The organism is Brevibacillus panacihumi, assembly GCF_003710985.1.
GTDB lineage: Bacteria > Bacillota > Bacilli > Brevibacillales > Brevibacillaceae > Brevibacillus > Brevibacillus panacihumi.
The window spans coordinates 359748-374805 of the sequence record NZ_RHHT01000002.1 but is presented as its reverse complement, the minus strand read 5'-3'; the positions used below and the strand labels follow the sequence as shown (position 1 = coordinate 374805).

Annotated in this window: 16 protein-coding genes and 1 other annotated feature; of the genes, 4 read left to right on the top strand and 12 right to left on the bottom strand. The window is 53.0% G+C overall.

Annotation, left to right across the window (positions count from 1 at the left end; all coding sequences use genetic code 11):
• Positions 1 to 130 precede the first annotated feature (130 nt).
• The 3 genes from asnB (at position 131) to comER (ending at position 3816) form a co-directional block, all read left to right on the top strand.
• Positions 131 to 2056, top strand: a complete 1926-nt coding sequence (gene asnB, locus EDM58_RS01840; RefSeq protein WP_122911806.1) for an asparagine synthase (glutamine-hydrolyzing) — start codon at positions 131 to 133, stop codon at positions 2054 to 2056.
• A 98-nt stretch (positions 2057 to 2154) separates the two neighbouring features.
• Positions 2155 to 2907: a ComEA family DNA-binding protein gene (locus tag EDM58_RS01835; protein ID WP_246000481.1), complete on the top strand. Its 753-nt coding sequence runs from the start codon at positions 2155 to 2157 to the stop codon at positions 2905 to 2907.
• A gap of 72 nt (positions 2908 to 2979) precedes the next feature.
• On the top strand, positions 2980 to 3816 hold the full coding sequence (comER, locus tag EDM58_RS01830; protein WP_122911974.1) for a late competence protein ComER: 837 nt from the start codon (positions 2980 to 2982) through the stop codon (positions 3814 to 3816).
• A 108-nt stretch (positions 3817 to 3924) separates the two neighbouring features.
• On the opposite strand, the gene leuS is transcribed toward comER, so the two are convergent.
• The 12 genes from leuS to EDM58_RS01770 form a co-directional block, all read right to left on the bottom strand.
• On the bottom strand, positions 3925 to 6342 hold the full coding sequence (leuS, locus tag EDM58_RS01825) for a leucine--tRNA ligase (RefSeq protein WP_122911805.1): 2418 nt from the start codon (positions 6340 to 6342) through the stop codon (positions 3925 to 3927).
• A 157-nt stretch (positions 6343 to 6499) separates the two neighbouring features.
• Positions 6500 to 6734 (bottom strand) — a binding site (T-box leader).
• A 44-nt stretch (positions 6735 to 6778) separates the two neighbouring features.
• On the bottom strand, positions 6779 to 7522 hold the full coding sequence (locus EDM58_RS01820; protein ID WP_122911804.1) for a class I SAM-dependent DNA methyltransferase: 744 nt from the start codon (positions 7520 to 7522) through the stop codon (positions 6779 to 6781).
• A 5-nt stretch (positions 7523 to 7527) separates the two neighbouring features.
• Positions 7528 to 7884 (bottom strand): ribosome silencing factor, encoded by a 357-nt coding sequence (gene rsfS / locus EDM58_RS01815; protein ID WP_122911803.1) that lies wholly within the window; start codon positions 7882 to 7884, stop codon positions 7528 to 7530.
• Positions 7877 to 8473, bottom strand: coding sequence for a bis(5'-nucleosyl)-tetraphosphatase (symmetrical) YqeK (yqeK, locus tag EDM58_RS01810; protein ID WP_425455592.1), 597 nt, complete (start codon positions 8471 to 8473; stop codon positions 7877 to 7879). Before yqeK ends, rsfS begins: the two co-directional genes overlap by 8 nt.
• Positions 8474 to 8492: 19 nt before the next feature.
• Positions 8493 to 8783, bottom strand: a complete 291-nt coding sequence (yhbY, locus tag EDM58_RS01805) for a ribosome assembly RNA-binding protein YhbY (RefSeq protein ID WP_122911802.1) — start codon at positions 8781 to 8783, stop codon at positions 8493 to 8495.
• A 14-nt stretch (positions 8784 to 8797) separates the two neighbouring features.
• Positions 8798 to 9643: a shikimate dehydrogenase gene (locus tag EDM58_RS01800; protein ID WP_122911801.1), complete on the bottom strand. Its 846-nt coding sequence runs from the start codon at positions 9641 to 9643 to the stop codon at positions 8798 to 8800.
• A 70-nt stretch (positions 9644 to 9713) separates the two neighbouring features.
• Positions 9714 to 10835: a ribosome biogenesis GTPase YqeH gene (yqeH, locus tag EDM58_RS01795; protein WP_122911800.1), complete on the bottom strand. Its 1122-nt coding sequence runs from the start codon at positions 10833 to 10835 to the stop codon at positions 9714 to 9716.
• On the bottom strand, positions 10832 to 11356 hold the full coding sequence (locus EDM58_RS01790; protein ID WP_122911799.1) for a YqeG family HAD IIIA-type phosphatase: 525 nt from the start codon (positions 11354 to 11356) through the stop codon (positions 10832 to 10834). Before EDM58_RS01790 ends, yqeH begins: the two co-directional genes overlap by 4 nt.
• 126 nt (positions 11357 to 11482) lie before the next feature.
• Positions 11483 to 11674 (bottom strand): hypothetical protein, encoded by a 192-nt coding sequence (locus tag EDM58_RS01785; RefSeq protein WP_122911798.1) that lies wholly within the window; start codon positions 11672 to 11674, stop codon positions 11483 to 11485.
• A gap of 12 nt (positions 11675 to 11686) precedes the next feature.
• Positions 11687 to 12739: a DNA polymerase IV gene (locus tag EDM58_RS01780; RefSeq protein WP_122911797.1), complete on the bottom strand. Its 1053-nt coding sequence runs from the start codon at positions 12737 to 12739 to the stop codon at positions 11687 to 11689.
• Positions 12740 to 12830: 91 nt separating this feature from the next.
• The gene (locus EDM58_RS01775) at positions 12831 to 13271 is read right to left on the bottom strand and encodes a peroxiredoxin (protein ID WP_122911796.1); all 441 of its coding nucleotides are present in this window, start codon (positions 13269 to 13271) and stop codon (positions 12831 to 12833) included.
• Between the two features lie 87 nt (positions 13272 to 13358).
• Positions 13359 to 14096, bottom strand: coding sequence for a gamma-glutamyl-gamma-aminobutyrate hydrolase family protein (locus tag EDM58_RS01770; protein ID WP_122911795.1), 738 nt, complete (start codon positions 14094 to 14096; stop codon positions 13359 to 13361).
• A 120-nt stretch (positions 14097 to 14216) separates the two neighbouring features.
• Here EDM58_RS01770 and EDM58_RS01765 point away from each other — a divergent pair, with 120 nt between their 5' ends.
• Entirely contained in the window at positions 14217 to 15032 is an 816-nt protein-coding gene (locus EDM58_RS01765) for a serine hydrolase (protein ID WP_122911794.1), read from the top strand.
• The last annotated feature ends 26 nt before the right edge of the window (positions 15033 to 15058 follow it).

Genomic DNA, 15058 nt, shown 5'->3' with positions numbered 1-15058 from the left:
AATAGGAAGCAGGAAGCTCTATTACCCATCGATTTTCCGACATTTTCAGGCCATTTGGAGAGATTGCGCTGGCACTCGATCTTGTGATAGAGTTAGCAAGAGCAATCAGTGAGAGGAAGAGTCATTTCATATGTGTGGAATCGTATCGCTCTATAACAAGCGGCAAGCGCCTGTTCAACAAGAAACAATCAGCGCGATGACAGGTGTCATCCTGCACCGTGGTCCAGACGACGATGGTTTTCATCTCGAAGAAAACATCGCCCTGGGCTTTCGTCGTTTAAGCATCATCGACGTGGAAGGCGGTCATCAACCGCTGTTCAACGAAACGCGTGATATGTGGATTATCGGCAACGGAGAAATATATAACTACAAAGAACTGCAGCAATGGTTGAAGGATTCCGGACACATCTTCCAAACCGATTCTGATATTGAAACGATCCTGCACCTGTACGAAGAAGTGGGAACAGATGCGCCGAAGCATCTGCGCGGAATGTTCGGCTTTACTATCTGGGACGGACGCAAAAAACGGCTGTTTGGAGCGCGCGACCACTTCGGGATCAAGCCCCTGTACTATGTTGAAACCGCTGATTCCATCGGGATCGCAAGCGAGATCAAAAGTCTTCTGGAGCTGCCGGGCTTGAAGCGCGAGGTCAATCCTACAGCTTTTTACCACTACCTTACCTTTCAATACGTCCCTGATCCCGAAACGATGTACAAGGGGATCTATCGCATTCCCCCCGCCCATTCGTTCATTGTGGAGCAGGATCAAATCACACTGGAACGCTACTGGGACGTTCACTTTCAGCCTGATGAGGGCAAATCCTTTTCCTATTTCGTCGAGGGCACACGCAGCATTATGCTGGAATCCATCGACAAGCATCGAATCAGTGAAGTGCCCCGGGGAGCCTTTCTTTCCAGCGGCGTGGATTCGAGCAGCATCGTAGCCATGCTGCGCACGTTTGAACCTGTCAAAACCTTTTCTGTCGGCTCGGATATTCCCGGATACAGCGAGTTGGACTTTGCCAAACGGACCGCTTCTTTTCTCGGCACGGAACATCACGAGCTGGTCGTCAATGCCCAGCAGTACATGGATGAACTGCCCAGACTCATCTGGCACCAGGATGAACCCGTCGCTGACCCTTCTGCGATTCTGCTCTATTTCGTGGCCAAGCTGGCGAGCGAGCACGTAACCGTGGTTTTGTCCGGCGAAGGCGCCGACGAATTTTTTGGCGGCTACAACATCTACCGCGAGCCCCAGTCCCTGAAAATGTTTTCCGGAATGCCCGGCTGGATGCGCCACTCGATCGGATCCTTGGCTGAGCATCTGCCCGACCAGGTAAAAGGAAAAAATTTCCTGATCCGCGGTTCAAAAACCGTGGAAGAACGCTTCTTCGGCAATGCCCTGATTTTCAGCGAAGAAATGAAAAGACGCGTGGTCATGGAGGATATTGCCAACTCCAGCTCCTACGTTTCGCCTTATTCCATTACCAAGGAAATTTACAAGCTGGCAAGCGAGTACGATGACGTCACCAAAATGCAGTACCTGGACATTCACACCTGGCTTCGCGGCAACATCCTGATGAAGGCGGACAAGATGACGATGGCCAACTCGCTGGAGCTGCGCGTTCCGTTCATCGATACGAAGGTATTTGAATTCGCCGCGACGATTCCGACCAAGTACAAGATCGCCAACGGCACGACCAAGCATGTCTTGCGCGAGGCCATGAAGGACTTTTTGCCTGCGGAAATCAAATCAAAAAAGAAACTGGGCTTCCCGGTTCCTACCCGCACCTGGCTGAAGAACGAATTCTACCAATGGGCCAAGGAATTGATTTTCGAGTCTAAGGTAGACAATCTGATCAACAAGGCGTATGTTCTGTACATGCTGGACGAACACCGAGAAGGAAATGCGGACTACAGCCGAAAAATCTGGACGATTCTCGTCTTCATGCTGTGGCATCAGATTTTCATCGAGCAGCGCTATACCTTTGACCCATACGTCAGTCCCAATGTTGACCTGAGACGGAAGAAAAACAGTTTGCAGCACATCGGGTAATCCCGTTTGTCCCGGATCATATTTGCAGCCCCCCTCTTTCTTTTCGTAGCATCTGTGGTAGAGATACCATGCAGAGGCACGTCAAGGAGGAGGGGTTTTTGTTGTTGTGGGAATGGTGGCAGCGCTATCGACGGCTGCTGATGATTGCGGGATCATTGCTCTTTTTGGCTGGCAGTGTCTGGCTCTATACATGGGATACGCAGGAGGCAAACGGGGATTGGCCGCTTTCTCCTGTGATCGTTCACGGCAAAGAGACGCAAACACAGGAGGTTGTGCAGCCAAATGAAGATCCTTCGGAAGAGCAAAGTGAAAAGAAAAAGGATGAGATCACAGCTCCAGTAGAGAAATCAGTCGCACCATCTCCCATCTTTGTCGATGTGAAGGGGCAGGTGCAGCAGCCCGGCTTGTACAAACTGGAAGCAGGAATGCGGGTAGCCGATGCCATCTCTTTGGCTGGAGGAACTCTGTCAGATGCAGACCTGGACCAGATTAATCTCGCACAGCCCGTGACGGATGGCGCTGCTGTCGTCATTCCAAAAAAGTCCGCCCGATCAGACGGACTATCGGCAGTTCGTCCCCTCCCTGGCATGCTGCCGCCGCTCTCCGCGGACGCGACAGGAGTCACAGGCACTGGCAGTACCTCTGCCCAGGCAGACAGCCGCGTAAACCTCAACACCGCCACAGCAGAAGAACTGATGACCCTGCCTGGGATCGGACAGGCAAAAGCTCAAGCCATTCTTGCCTATCGGACAGAGAAACGCCCCTTCCGCACTCCGGAGGAACTCAAAAACATCTCGGGTATCGGCGAAAAAATGTACGAGCGTCTCAAGGACCGGATCCGCGTGCAATGAATGCCAACGAATCGGCATGAACCTCTCTTTCCTTACATATGATGGGAATGAATTGTGGAGGGAGGTATGGATTTGAACAGGATTGGTGTTGTAGGAACGGGCAGTATGGGCAGCATCCTGCTGGAAGCATGGTTGAAAGCCAACGCCCTCTCCCCCTGCCAGATCATCATCAGCAACCGCACCCCTGCAAAAGCCGAGCAATTGGCAGAGAAATACCCTGGCTTGGCCGTCGCACGAGACAATGCTGAGATCGCACGTTCTGCTTCAATACTGGTGCTCTGCGTCAAACCGTTGGAATACAGCCTGATGCTGCAACAGCTCTCATCTGCCCTGACTGAAGACCACCTGCTGATTACCATAACCAGCCCGATCAGATTGGAGCAATTGGAGGCTCAAGTCCCCTGCCCTGTCGCGAGGGTAGTTCCCAGCATCACCAATGCTGCCAGAAGCGGTGTCAGTCTCTGCGAATTTGGCTCACGGATTACCGAAGAGCATCGAGTGCGAATTTTTTCCCTGTTCTCAGCAATCAGCCATCCCATCGAGGTAACCGAGGGCTTTTTGCGTGTCAGCTCTGACCTGACTAGCTGCGGGCCGGCATTCGTCAGTTATATCTTGCAGCAAATGATTGAAGACGCCGTAAAGGAAACCGGAATTTCTCATGATGCCGCTACCTATCTGGTGTCTCAAATGCTGATCGGCATGGGCGAGCTGCTGCAGCAGGAGATGTTCACCTTACCTTCTTTGCAGCAGCGGGTCTGTGTCCCGGGGGGGATCACCGGAGAAGGGCTGTCTGTCTTGCAGGGTGCTATTCCGGGAGTGTTTGCCGAAGTGTTTCGACGTACCCATGCCAAATTTGCCGAAGACCTCGAACTCGTTCACAGCCAGTGGAGCAGCAAGGTGCCGGATTGAATCGAGTGGTTGCAGACATAGCCCTTTCTCCTCAGGATGGAAAAAGGAGTGGCACCTTTGCACAAGGCACCACTCCTTTTTCATATGCTCTTCTTTTCAAATCGCCGTTTAGCGAACGACGATGTTTACCAGTTTTCCGGGTACGGCAATCACCTTGACGATGGTTTTGCCTGCGAGGAGTTCCTTGATCGTCTCATTCTCCATCGCCAGCGTTTCCATCTGCTCCTTCGTTGCGTCGGACGCGATGAGCAGCTTCTCTTTGTTTTTGCCGTTTACCTGCAGGACGATCTCAACTTCGTCCTCTACCAGCTTCGACTCGTCGTAGGTCGGCCATGCTTCGTAAGTAATCGTGTCTTTGTGACCCAGCTTCTCCCACAGCTCTTCGCCGAGATGAGGGGTGATGGGGGAGAGCATTTTGACGAAGTCCTCCATGTATTTCTTCGGCAAAACATCCGCCTTGTAGGCTTCATTGATAAAGACCATCAATTGGGAGATGCCGGTATTGAAGCGAAGTCCTTCGTAATCCTCCGTTACTTTTTTCACGGTCTGGTGGTAGACGCGATCCATCGCATTCGGCTTGTCAGTATCTACGATCTTCGGATTCAATTCCCCGTTGTCGTTGACGTACAGACGGTAGACGCGATCCAGGAAGCGGCGGGCACCGTCCAAGCCTTTGGTGGACCAGGCGATCGAGGCATCCAAAGGTCCCATGAACATTTCGTACAAGCGCAGCGTATCTGCACCATGGCTTTGGACAATATCGTCCGGATTGACGACATTCCCTTTGGACTTGCTCATTTTTTCGTTGTTCTCACCCAGGATCATTCCCTGGTTGAACAGCTTTTGGAACGGCTCCTTTGTCGGTACGACGCCGATGTCGTAAAGGAATTTATGCCAGAAGCGAGCATAGAGCAGGTGCAGAACAGCGTGTTCGGCACCGCCGATGTAGATGTCGATCGGCAGCCATTCTTTCAGCTTCTCTGGATCAGCCATTGCCTTGTCGTTGTGCGGGTCGATAAAACGCAGGAAGTACCAGCAGCTGCCCGCCCATTGCGGCATGGTGTTGGTCTCGCGACGAGCTTTTTGTCCAGTTTCCTTGTCGATGATATTGATCCAGTCGGTGATGTTCGCAAGCGGCGATTCACCAGTACCGGACGGCTTGATCTCTTTGGTTTTCGGCAAGACGACCGGCAGCTCTTCTTCTGGTACGACTTTCATCGTGCCGTCTTCCAGATGGATGATCGGAATCGGCTCTCCCCAGTAGCGCTGACGGCTGAACAGCCAGTCGCGCAAGCGGTACGTAACTTTGCGGCTTCCTTTTTTGTTTTCCTCCAGCCACTCGATCATCTTGTTGATCGCCTGTTCCTTGTTCAGGCCATCGAGGAACCCGGAGTTGATATGTTCTCCATCGCCTGCGTACGCCTCCTTGGAGATGTCGCCGCCGGCAATGACTTGTTTGATCGGCAAGTCAAAGGTTTTGGCAAATTCGTAGTCGCGCTCGTCATGAGCCGGAACCGCCATAATCGAACCCGTACCGTAGCTGATCAGCACGTAATCGGCAATCCAGATCGGAAGACGTTCGCCATTGACCGGATTGATCGCGTAGGCTCCGGTAAAGACGCCCGTTTTTTCTTTCGCCAGATCGGTACGCTCCAGATCGCTCTTGTGCTTCGCTTGGTCCAGATACGCTTCGACGGCTGCTTTTTGCTCGCTGGTCGTTATCTTTTCGACCAGCTTGTGCTCAGGCGCCAAGACCGCGTAGGTCGCTCCAAAGAGAGTGTCAGGACGCGTGGTGAAGACGGTGAAGGATTCATCGTGGCCTTCGATGCCAAATGTCACCTCTGCGCCTTCAGAACGGCCGATCCAGTTGCGCTGCATCTCTTTGATGCTCTCCGGCCAATCCAATTCCTCCAGGTCGGCCAAAAGGCGCTCTGCGTAGGCGGTAATTCTCAGCACCCATTGCTTCATCGGACGACGCTCTACAGGGTGGCCTCCGCGCTCGCTTTTGCCGTCAATGACTTCTTCGTTGGCCAGCACGGTTCCAAGCGCCGGGCACCAGTTAACCGCCACTTCGTCGATGTAGGCGAGTCCATGCTCGTACAGCTTGGTGAAGATCCATTGCGTCCATTTGTAGTAGTGCGGGTCTGTCGTATTGATCTCCCTGTCCCAGTCGTAGGAGAAGCCCAAAGCCTTGATCTGGCGGCGGAAATTGTTGATGTTGTGCTCGGTAAATTCCGCAGGGTCATTCCCTGTGTCAAGCGCGTATTGCTCCGCAGGCAGCCCGAAAGCATCCCAGCCCATCGGGTGCAGGACATTGTAGCCTTGCATTCGCTTCATACGAGACAAAATATCGGTAGCCGTATATCCTTCCGGGTGACCGACGTGCAGGCCGGCTCCCGACGGGTACGGAAACATATCCAGAGCGTAGAACTTTTTCTTGTCCTTGTCTTCGGAGGTTTTGAAGGTTTTGTTCTGTTCCCAGTATTGCTGCCATTTCTTTTCAACTTTTTGATGGCTAAAAACCATGGTAAAGCACTCCCATCTCGGAAAAATTAGAAAAACTAGGCTTATCGCCCAAATCCAATGGCGAAGGCCTTAGTTTTTCTTATACTTTCATCCTTTATCGCGTTTGCGAAATTACCTTTTTGAAAGTATAAAAAACCTCACGCCCCTATCGCTTACGAAAAGGGACGAGAGGTTGTGCATACTCCCGCGGTACCACCCAGTTTGGTGAAAACTGCTCACCCGCTTGTTGGATCCGTATCGTGGACAAGTCGCCCGCCCTTACACAGCACGGCATGCGCCTTCAGGGAGAGTGCTGGGAGGTGAGTTCAGATCAGCCTGGGTTGACTTCCACCTGCCGTCAACTCTCTAGTTGTCGCAGACGAGATCCTACTATTCCTCTTTAACGCGTCGATTTTTGTAGTTATAACCAGATTATAGTCAATACAAACCAGCCATGTCAATCTTTCGGCCTGCGTGCTGCAAAAAATAGACGCTCACTTTCCGCATGCGGCGGCAAATCCAGAAAGTCTGCAGTCAGCTTGATGTCTGTAAAGCCTGCATCCGTAAGCCAGCGCATCAACTGGATGGGCTGGTAGGCGCGCTGCCAATGCTCCTCCTCTACCCGCTCGTACAAACCGGAGGGCTGGCGAATGAAAAAGGTAAGCTGATGCTCGACCTCTGTGCGCAATGGATCACAGAAGCATTGCCAAATGTACGATACCTCGTCCTCCACATAAGTGAAGGTAGCGTCGCCAAAGCCGTGCAGGATCTTGTACGGACTATGGACGTCGAACAAGAAGAGACCTCCTGGGGTCAACTGTGAAAATACACGGCGGAAGGTCTCCTGAACGTCCTCCTCTTCCGTCAGATAGCTGAGAGAGTCGCACAAGGAGATGACCGCGTCCGCAGGCATCAGGGATAGCTCGCGCATGTCCTGTTCCACCCAGGAGACATCCACCTGTTCACGCCGCATCTTGTCGTAGGCGATGGCGAGCATTTCCGCAGAGAGATCGACTCCGGTCACACGGTATCCGCGCTTGGCCAGCAAGATCGCGACCGTGCCCGTTCCACAGCCCAGATCAATCACATGGCTAGGCCTGCCTTGCTTTCCCCACGCCTGCTCTACCCAATCCAGCCATTTTCCATACGGTGTCTCTGCCATCAATTGGTCGTAGACGGCAGCCATATGCGTATATGCCATCTTCGTTACCCTTCTTCTGAGAAAGTAACGACCTCGGCGTCCTTCCAAAGACGTTCCAGATTGTAAAATTCGCGATCTTCCCGATGGAATACGTGGATGACAACATCTTCAAGGTCTACCAGCACCCAGCGCCCCTCTTCTTCTCCTTCGATTCCGCGGACCGAGTAGCCGTGCTTATGCGCCTGATCCCGGATTTCCCGGACGATGGCCTGCACCTGGCGCTCATTGTTTCCGTGGCAAATCATGAAGTAGTCTGCGATGACAGACAGATTTTTAATATCGAGCACCGTCAGCTTTTCCGCCTTCTTGTCCTCTGCTGCCTTGATTACCAAACGAGCCAAATCTTCAACAGTCCTAACCATTAAACCCTCCTTCTCTCCCTTTTCGGGAAACCAAGTCGTTATAAGCCAAAAGCGTCAACGGATAGACCGTCTTGTGCTTTTCTATCAAGAACTGGATGGTTCCTCCCAAAGCAGTGGCCAGGGCGGTATCCAGATCCTTTTCAGCCAGAGCGCGGATCATGCCCACGCCTGGAAAATCTCTGTTCGGTTCTATATAGTCTGCCACACATACGACTTTTTCTAACAGGGTCATGCCCACTCTACCGGTCGTATGATAGCGCACAGCCTGAATGATCTCTGGATCCGTCACGCCCAGCTCGCTTTGAATGACGATCGCCCCGGCAAATGAATGCCAGAGCTCTTTCTCGCCTTGGAGCAATTCGGGCGGCATATCATGGCGAACCAGGATCTCAAACATCTTGTCTACCGGCCAGCATTTGCAGTAATCATGCAAATATCCCGCGAGCTCCGCTTTGTCCGGATCGGCGCCGAACCGAATAGCCAACACGCGTGCCGATTCCGCCACACCCAATGTGTGCTGATACCTTTTGTCATGCATCTGTGCCCGCACGCGGGCGAGCAATGCTTCCCGATCCAGTGGCTCCATCATACACGGCTCTCCTTTATTCCTAAGGCAGCTTGATCGTCTTGTTTTCGCGAGATTCTTTGTACAAAACGACTGTATGACCGATCAGTTGAACCAGCTCAGCGCCAGCCCCAGCAGCCAAATCTTCCGCTACTTGGTGCTTGTCGTCCAGGTTGTTTTGCAGGATCGAGACCTTGATCAGCTCACGCACTTCCAATGCCTCTTTGATTTGGGTAATCATATTTTCATTCACTCCGCCTTTTCCCACTTGGAAAATAGGGCTGAGATGATGGGCTTCTGCGCGCAAAAAGCGCTTTTGCTTGCCGGTTAACATCGGCATGCCTCCTCTTATTTTTTCAGTTGTTCGAGCACTACTGCCCGCATCTTGTCGCTGGGTGCAGCCTGCCCCGTCCACAGCTCGAAGGCAAGTGCGCCCTGATTGACGAACATGCCTACTCCCGAATGGACAGTAGCGCCAATACTGCGTGCCTCCCGCAACAAACGGGTTTCCAATGGGTTGTAGATCAAGTCGCTGACGACCAGCTCCCCGTGCAGCCATTCTGCTTGTACCGGCATATCCTGGACATTGGGGAACATGCCGATGGAAGTCGTATTGATCAAGAGCGTCGAATCTGCGATTGCCTCTTGGCCGGCGTCCTGTTCTACGACCTTGGTCGGAACGATGGTGCCGACGTGTTCCGCCAGAAACAGGGCTTTTTCCCGCGAACGGTTGATGATCCGAATTTCTTTTACCCCATGTTCTGCCAAAGTAAATGCCACCGCTCTGGCAGCTCCACCGGCACCGAGAATAGTGACCACTTGCTTTGCCAGCTCGATATTTGTATCTTCCACCAGCGAACGGACATAGCCCAAGCCATCAGTATTATAGCCGATCAGGCGGCCGTCAGCATTGACGATCGTGTTGACCGCGCCGATCTTTTTCGCCAAGGGATCTACTTCGTCCAGCATGGGCATCACTGCCACCTTGTGCGGGATCGTTACATTGACCCCCTTGATCCCCAGTGCCCGAATGCCTTCGACAGCATCTTCGAGATCCTCCGGATGTACGTCAAAAGCAGCGTATGCAAAGGACAGGCCCGCTTCCGCGAACGCCGCATTATGCATCAGCGGCGATTGAGAATGGGAAACGGGATGACCGAAAAGCCCAACCAATTTTGTCTTGCTTGTCATCATGACGCTCTCCAACCCCCTAACTCTTCTCTCTAGCATATGGCAGGATTGCGGGCGAAGCAATCTTTCAAGCCTAGATCAAGCCCTTTCGCATCCCGACACTTACCCCTTTGGGCGCATGGACGACGACGTTGGCTTCGTGCTTGCCCTGCAAAGTGACCCAGCCCAATCCGGAAATGACGATGTCCGTGGACATGCCTGTGGGTTTGATCTTGAATGAATGCTTCACAAAAGGCGGCAAAGCCTGAACAGCCTCCTCGCCCGTCGGCGGAACGAGCATGGTTCCGTGATGCTTTTCCATGACTTCATCCGCTTTTTCGAGTTTGGTCCGATGGATGTACAGATCATTGTCTGCATACACGACCAGCGGCTGCTTTGGCCCACGGACAAAATCCACCCGAGCCAGCCCCCCGATGAACAGCGTCTGTTCCGGGTCGAGCTGGTACACCTTGGCGTTGATTCGGCTCGTCGGCGTAATCTTGCGCAAATCCGTTGGCGAGATCATGTGTCCAATCTGCTCGCGATTGATGATGCCGGGTGTGTCGAAGATGGATCGGCCATCCTCAAGCGGAATCTCGATCTTGTCCAAAGTCGTTCCCGGAAACGGTGAAGTCGTGATCTCCAGCTCTGTGGAGCCGAAATCGTGCAAAATCCGGTTGATCATGGTGGATTTGCCCACGTTCGTGACGCCGACAATGTATACGTCGCGCCCTTTGCGAAGCTCTCCGATGCGAGCCAGCAGCTCGTCGATATGTAATCCTTTTTGCGCGCTGATCAACACCACATCCTGTGGTCGCAAGCCGCGTTCCTTGGCTTCATGCTGCATCCAGTTGCGGACGCGGTTGAGATTGATATTGCGCGGCAACAGATCTACCTTGTTGCCGACGAGCAGGATCGGGTTGTTTCCGACGAAGCGCGGCAAGCCCTTGAGCCAGGAGCCCTGGAAATCAAAAATATCCACGACCATGACAACCAGCGCTTGCGTCGAACCGATTCCGTCCAGAATACGGAGAAAATCGTCATCTCCCATGCTGACCGGTGCTACTTCGTTGTAATGCTTGATCCGAAAACAGCGTTGGCAGATCACCACTTTTCGTTCAAGCGCCGAGGCAGGCGCATATCCGGGCTTCTTTTTATCCTCTGTCTGAATCGCGACTCCGCATCCGGCACAGGCGCCCAGATTTTGATCCATCATGCTTTGCTCTTCCACGAAACCAATCCTTTCCGCTCCATCCAATATAGGGCGACACGCTCCATCTGACGGTTGAAGCGCGTCCAAAATCCGTCTGTCTGTGCGACGGGAACGACTAAAATCGTATAAAACCCAAGCCGATTGCCCCCCAGCACATCCGTAAACAATTGGTCGCCGATTACGACGGTTTCCTCAATAGTCACATTCATTTGCCGGACCGCCTGCAAAAAAGCTTTGTTGGTCGGCTTTCGCGCCGCACTGATAAAGGCGATTTGCAAAGGCGAACAAAAGCTTCCCACTCGCTCCTCGTTGTTGTTGGAGACAACTGTGACCTGAATGTCGGCCTCCCGCAAGCGCTTGAGCCACTCCACAACCTCCGGAGTCGCCTGCGGCCTGTCCCACTCCACCAACGTATTGTCGAGGTCGGTAATGACCGCGCGAATCTTTCGTTGCTTCAATTCTTCTATATCAATGTGGTGGATCGAATCCACGTACTGGTTTGGCATCAGCTTTTGTAAAAACACGGAGCACCTCCAAATGGCAACAAGCCTCATAACCGTGATTTCGGCACCTACTATATCATACTCCACCATCCTGTTGCAAAAGAAAAACAAAACGCGCCCAGTACCGGCGGCATGGGCGCGAAGGCGTCAACTCTCCTTGTTCTCCCGGCTTTCCATCAGCCTTTTGACACGCTCGGTAGGCGTCCAGCAAGAAAAACGGTAATCTGGGCGCGTCTCGTAGGTAAGACGCGAGCAGCGATACCCGACTTTCCCTTGCACCCGTTCGACGCGAAAATGCACACAGGTAGCGCAACAGTGATGCGGATTGTTTGGCTCCACGTCTCATTCCCCTCATTCTCTGCGATTCCAGGTAAACAGCGAAAGCTGCTCATAGCGAACCTCTTGCGGGTCGGCGAAATTGGAGAAGCCCACCCCGACCAAACGAACGCCAGCACGGTAGGAAAAGGCATCGAGCAAATCGTCCAGCAGCTCTCGCCAATTTGCGTCCGTCGTCGCTTTGCGCTGCTTGGTGCGCAACGTAAAATCGGCGTATTTGATCTTCAGGATGATCGTTTGGGGAGAAACTCCCTCCTGCCGAACGTCTTCCTGAACCTCTTGCAGTAGCGAGTATGCAATCGCTGCAACTGCATCCCGCTCAAACAAGTCGAAGCCCAAGGTCGTTTCACGACTAAGCGATTTTGGTGCACGCTCCAGGACGAGCTCGCGTTGATCGTGTCCCCGGGAACGCTCGTAAAGCACCCGGCCCATTTTTCCAAAAAGCTGGACCGCATCATCCAATGACAGCTGCCAAAAGTCCGCGACGGTCTTGATTCCTTTTTTGGCGAGAACTTCCTGGGATTTCTTGCCTACTCCATGCAAGGCGCCGATTGGCAGCGGCCCCAGAATCTCCAGGGCGTTTTCCGGCCGGATGATGACGAAGGCATCCGGTTTTTTCAGGTCGCTGGCAATCTTGGCGAGAGACATGTTGTACGAAAGACCGATGCTGCAGGTCAAGCCCGTCTCTCGCCGGATGCGCGTCTTGATCTCGCGGGCGATCGGGACAGCATCCGAATAGTCGGAAACATCGAGATACGCCTCATCCAGTCCGACGGTTTGATATTGCTGCGTATATTCAGCTAAGATTTCACGAATTTCAGCGGACTTTTCTACATAGCGTCCATAGCGGACGGGCAAAAAGACAGCGTGCGGACATTTCTTGCGAGCCAGAGCAATGGGCATAGCCGAGCGGACCCCGTATCGGCGTGCTTCGTAGCTGCAGGTGGAGACCACTCCACGATTGCCCGTACCGCCTACGATGACCGGTTTTCCTCGCAGCTGCGGCTGATCAAGCTGCTCTACACTGGCGAAAAAAGCATCCACGTCCATGTGCAGGATTTTTTTCATAACGGCAGATTCCACCAAACATACATTCTCATTTCTATTATTATCGCCGTTTTTCCTGGACTATGCAAGGGCGTGGATCCCCTGTCAAGAACTACAGCTGCTGGCGGATTGCACGGATTAACTCGGATACAGGCGGATTTCCCTTATTGGCATAGATGATGGTCCCGTCCTTGCCGATGATGTAGACGATGCGCTGCTGGAAAAAGAGTCCTAATATCTTGCCCACGCCATACGCCGTCCGAATCTGCTCATCGGCATCGACAATCAGCGGAAACCGATAGCCGAATTTTTCTGAGAACGCCTGATGCTTCCCCAAATCGGCAGGATTGACACCAAAGACGACCGTATCCAGCTTCTCCAGCTCGCTGTACTGGTCCTGAATGGCACAAAGCTGTTTGGTGCAGACAGGCGTATCGTCGCCCGGGTAAAAAATCAGCACCACATTCTTATTTCCCAGATAGTCTTGCAAATGAATCGTTCCCTGCGTGCTTTCCGCGGCAAACGCGGGAGCAGGGGACCCTATTGTCAGCATCCTGTTCACCTCATCCTTAGTATACAGCCGGCAGAGAAAATGAAAAACTGCCCACCTTCACCTGTGGACAGCCTCGTGTGCATCGTTCTACGATTGCTTTTGTGCCATGGTCTGACTGACACGCGCAACAAACGCTTCCGCGATTTTTAACATCTGGGCGTCATGCCCCCACATGCGCTCGGGATGCCATTGCAGTCCGACATGCAGTCCGTCCAGGCTCTCAATCGCCTCGATCACGCCATCCGCCGCCATTCCAGTCACTCGAAACCCCGGCGCGACGTCTTTTACAGCCTGGTGGTGCGAGGTGTTGACCAGCACTTCGTGGGTACCCAATGCATCAGCGACGAATCCAGGCTGAAGCTGTACCTTGTGCGCGCCGTACTGGCGAGATCCTTTTTGCGCATGTTGAAAGGCTCCCGGCACCTGGCTCGGAATATCCTGGATCAATGTACCGCCGCAGGCCACGTTCATGATCTGCATCCCCCGGCAGATGCCGAGCATCGGTTTTTTCTGCTCCAGCGCCAGCTTGATGATGGCCAACTCAGCCAGATCACGCTCGTATTCCACATCTCCCAAGCGCTGCAGGGGCTCTTCTCCATAGAGATGCGGGGCAGGGTCTTCGCCGCCTGTAAGAATCAATCCATCCAACGATTCCAGCATCTTTTCAAATGGCGGATCCTGAATCCCCAACAGCGGCATGATCAGCGGAATCCCGCCTGCTCTGGCAATCCCGTCTACATAGCCGGAACCAACGTAAAAATACTGGTCCAGATTGTTATTTGGAAAAAACATTTTTGCAGAAACCACACCGATTACGGGACGCACGCGGGTCACTTCCTTCTTCTGAGTAATGGATGGACGCGGAAAATAATTCTTGCTGTTCCAAGCTTGACTACATACTATTATAGTAAGAAAATTTTGTCTATATAAAAAGGAGTTGTTTCTATGTTATCCAGCCTCTCCCCTTCCATCGCCAAAGTACTGGAGGAAGCAGGCGGCCAATGGGGGGTCTATGTTGAAGATTTGCAGACAGGAGAACAACTTGCTTTTAACCAGGATGAACGCTTCTACGCGGCAAGCGTGATCAAGGTTCCGATCATGACTGCCGTTTTTTCCGAAGTATACGCGGGCAAATTCGCCCTGGATACAAAAATCGCGCTGCGCAGCGAGGACCAGGTCGGGGGCGCCGGCATCCTGCAGCATATGACACCCGGCTCGGAATGGACCGTGCAGGACCTCGTCACCCTGATGATTATCCAAAGCGACAATACAGCAACAAACATTTTGATTGACTTGGTCGGACGAGACGCGATTCGCGCAGCCATGCAGGCGACAGAGATGACCAACAGCCGATTTTACAACAAGCTGATGATCGTGCCTGCCCAGGTAGAGGGCTACAACGAGGTGACCGCAGCGGATCTCGGCAATCATCTGCGCTATCTGGCGACCGGAAAAGTGATCTCCTACGACAGTTGCGAGAGAATGATCGCGATCCTGAAGCAACAGCAGCATCGCGACCGCATCCCGCATCATTTTCCCTATCCGGGGGGAGACGTAATCGGCAGCCTGCCAAGCTGGGAGTTTGCCAATAAGACAGGCTCCGTGACCAAGATCACGCACGATATGGGGATTCTCTACATCGGCTCCAGGGCTGTCACGATTTGTGTTCTGAACAAGGGCTTGGAGCAAAGGCCGGCAGTGCAAGCCATCGCCAAAATCGGCAAGCTGGTATTTGACCTGTACGACGACAACGAAAAATAAAGAAAAGGGATGTACCCGCACGGAAG

What these genes read in the sequence shown, in the direction of transcription:
- asnB (WP_122911806.1), top strand. Translation starts at nt 131, where the DNA reads ATGTGTGGAATCGTATCGCTCTATAACAAGCGGCAAGCGCCTGTTCAA.
- leuS (WP_122911805.1), bottom strand. Translation starts at nt 6,342, where the DNA reads ATGGTTTTTAGCCATCAAAAAGTTGAAAAGAAATGGCAGCAATACTGG.
- EDM58_RS01820 (WP_122911804.1), bottom strand. Translation starts at nt 7,522, where the DNA reads ATGGCATATACGCATATGGCTGCCGTCTACGACCAATTGATGGCAGAG.
- rsfS (WP_122911803.1), bottom strand. Translation starts at nt 7,884, where the DNA reads ATGGTTAGGACTGTTGAAGATTTGGCTCGTTTGGTAATCAAGGCAGCA.
- yqeK (WP_425455592.1), bottom strand. Translation starts at nt 8,473, where the DNA reads ATGATGGAGCCACTGGATCGGGAAGCATTGCTCGCCCGCGTGCGGGCA.
- yhbY (WP_122911802.1), bottom strand. Translation starts at nt 8,783, where the DNA reads ATGTTAACCGGCAAGCAAAAGCGCTTTTTGCGCGCAGAAGCCCATCAT.
- EDM58_RS01800 (WP_122911801.1), bottom strand. Translation starts at nt 9,643, where the DNA reads ATGATGACAAGCAAGACAAAATTGGTTGGGCTTTTCGGTCATCCCGTT.
- yqeH (WP_122911800.1), bottom strand. Translation starts at nt 10,835, where the DNA reads ATGATGGATCAAAATCTGGGCGCCTGTGCCGGATGCGGAGTCGCGATT.
- EDM58_RS01780 (WP_122911797.1), bottom strand. Translation starts at nt 12,739, where the DNA reads ATGAAAAAAATCCTGCACATGGACGTGGATGCTTTTTTCGCCAGTGTA.
- EDM58_RS01775 (WP_122911796.1), bottom strand. Translation starts at nt 13,271, where the DNA reads ATGCTGACAATAGGGTCCCCTGCTCCCGCGTTTGCCGCGGAAAGCACG.
- EDM58_RS01765 (WP_122911794.1), top strand. Translation starts at nt 14,217, where the DNA reads ATGTTATCCAGCCTCTCCCCTTCCATCGCCAAAGTACTGGAGGAAGCA.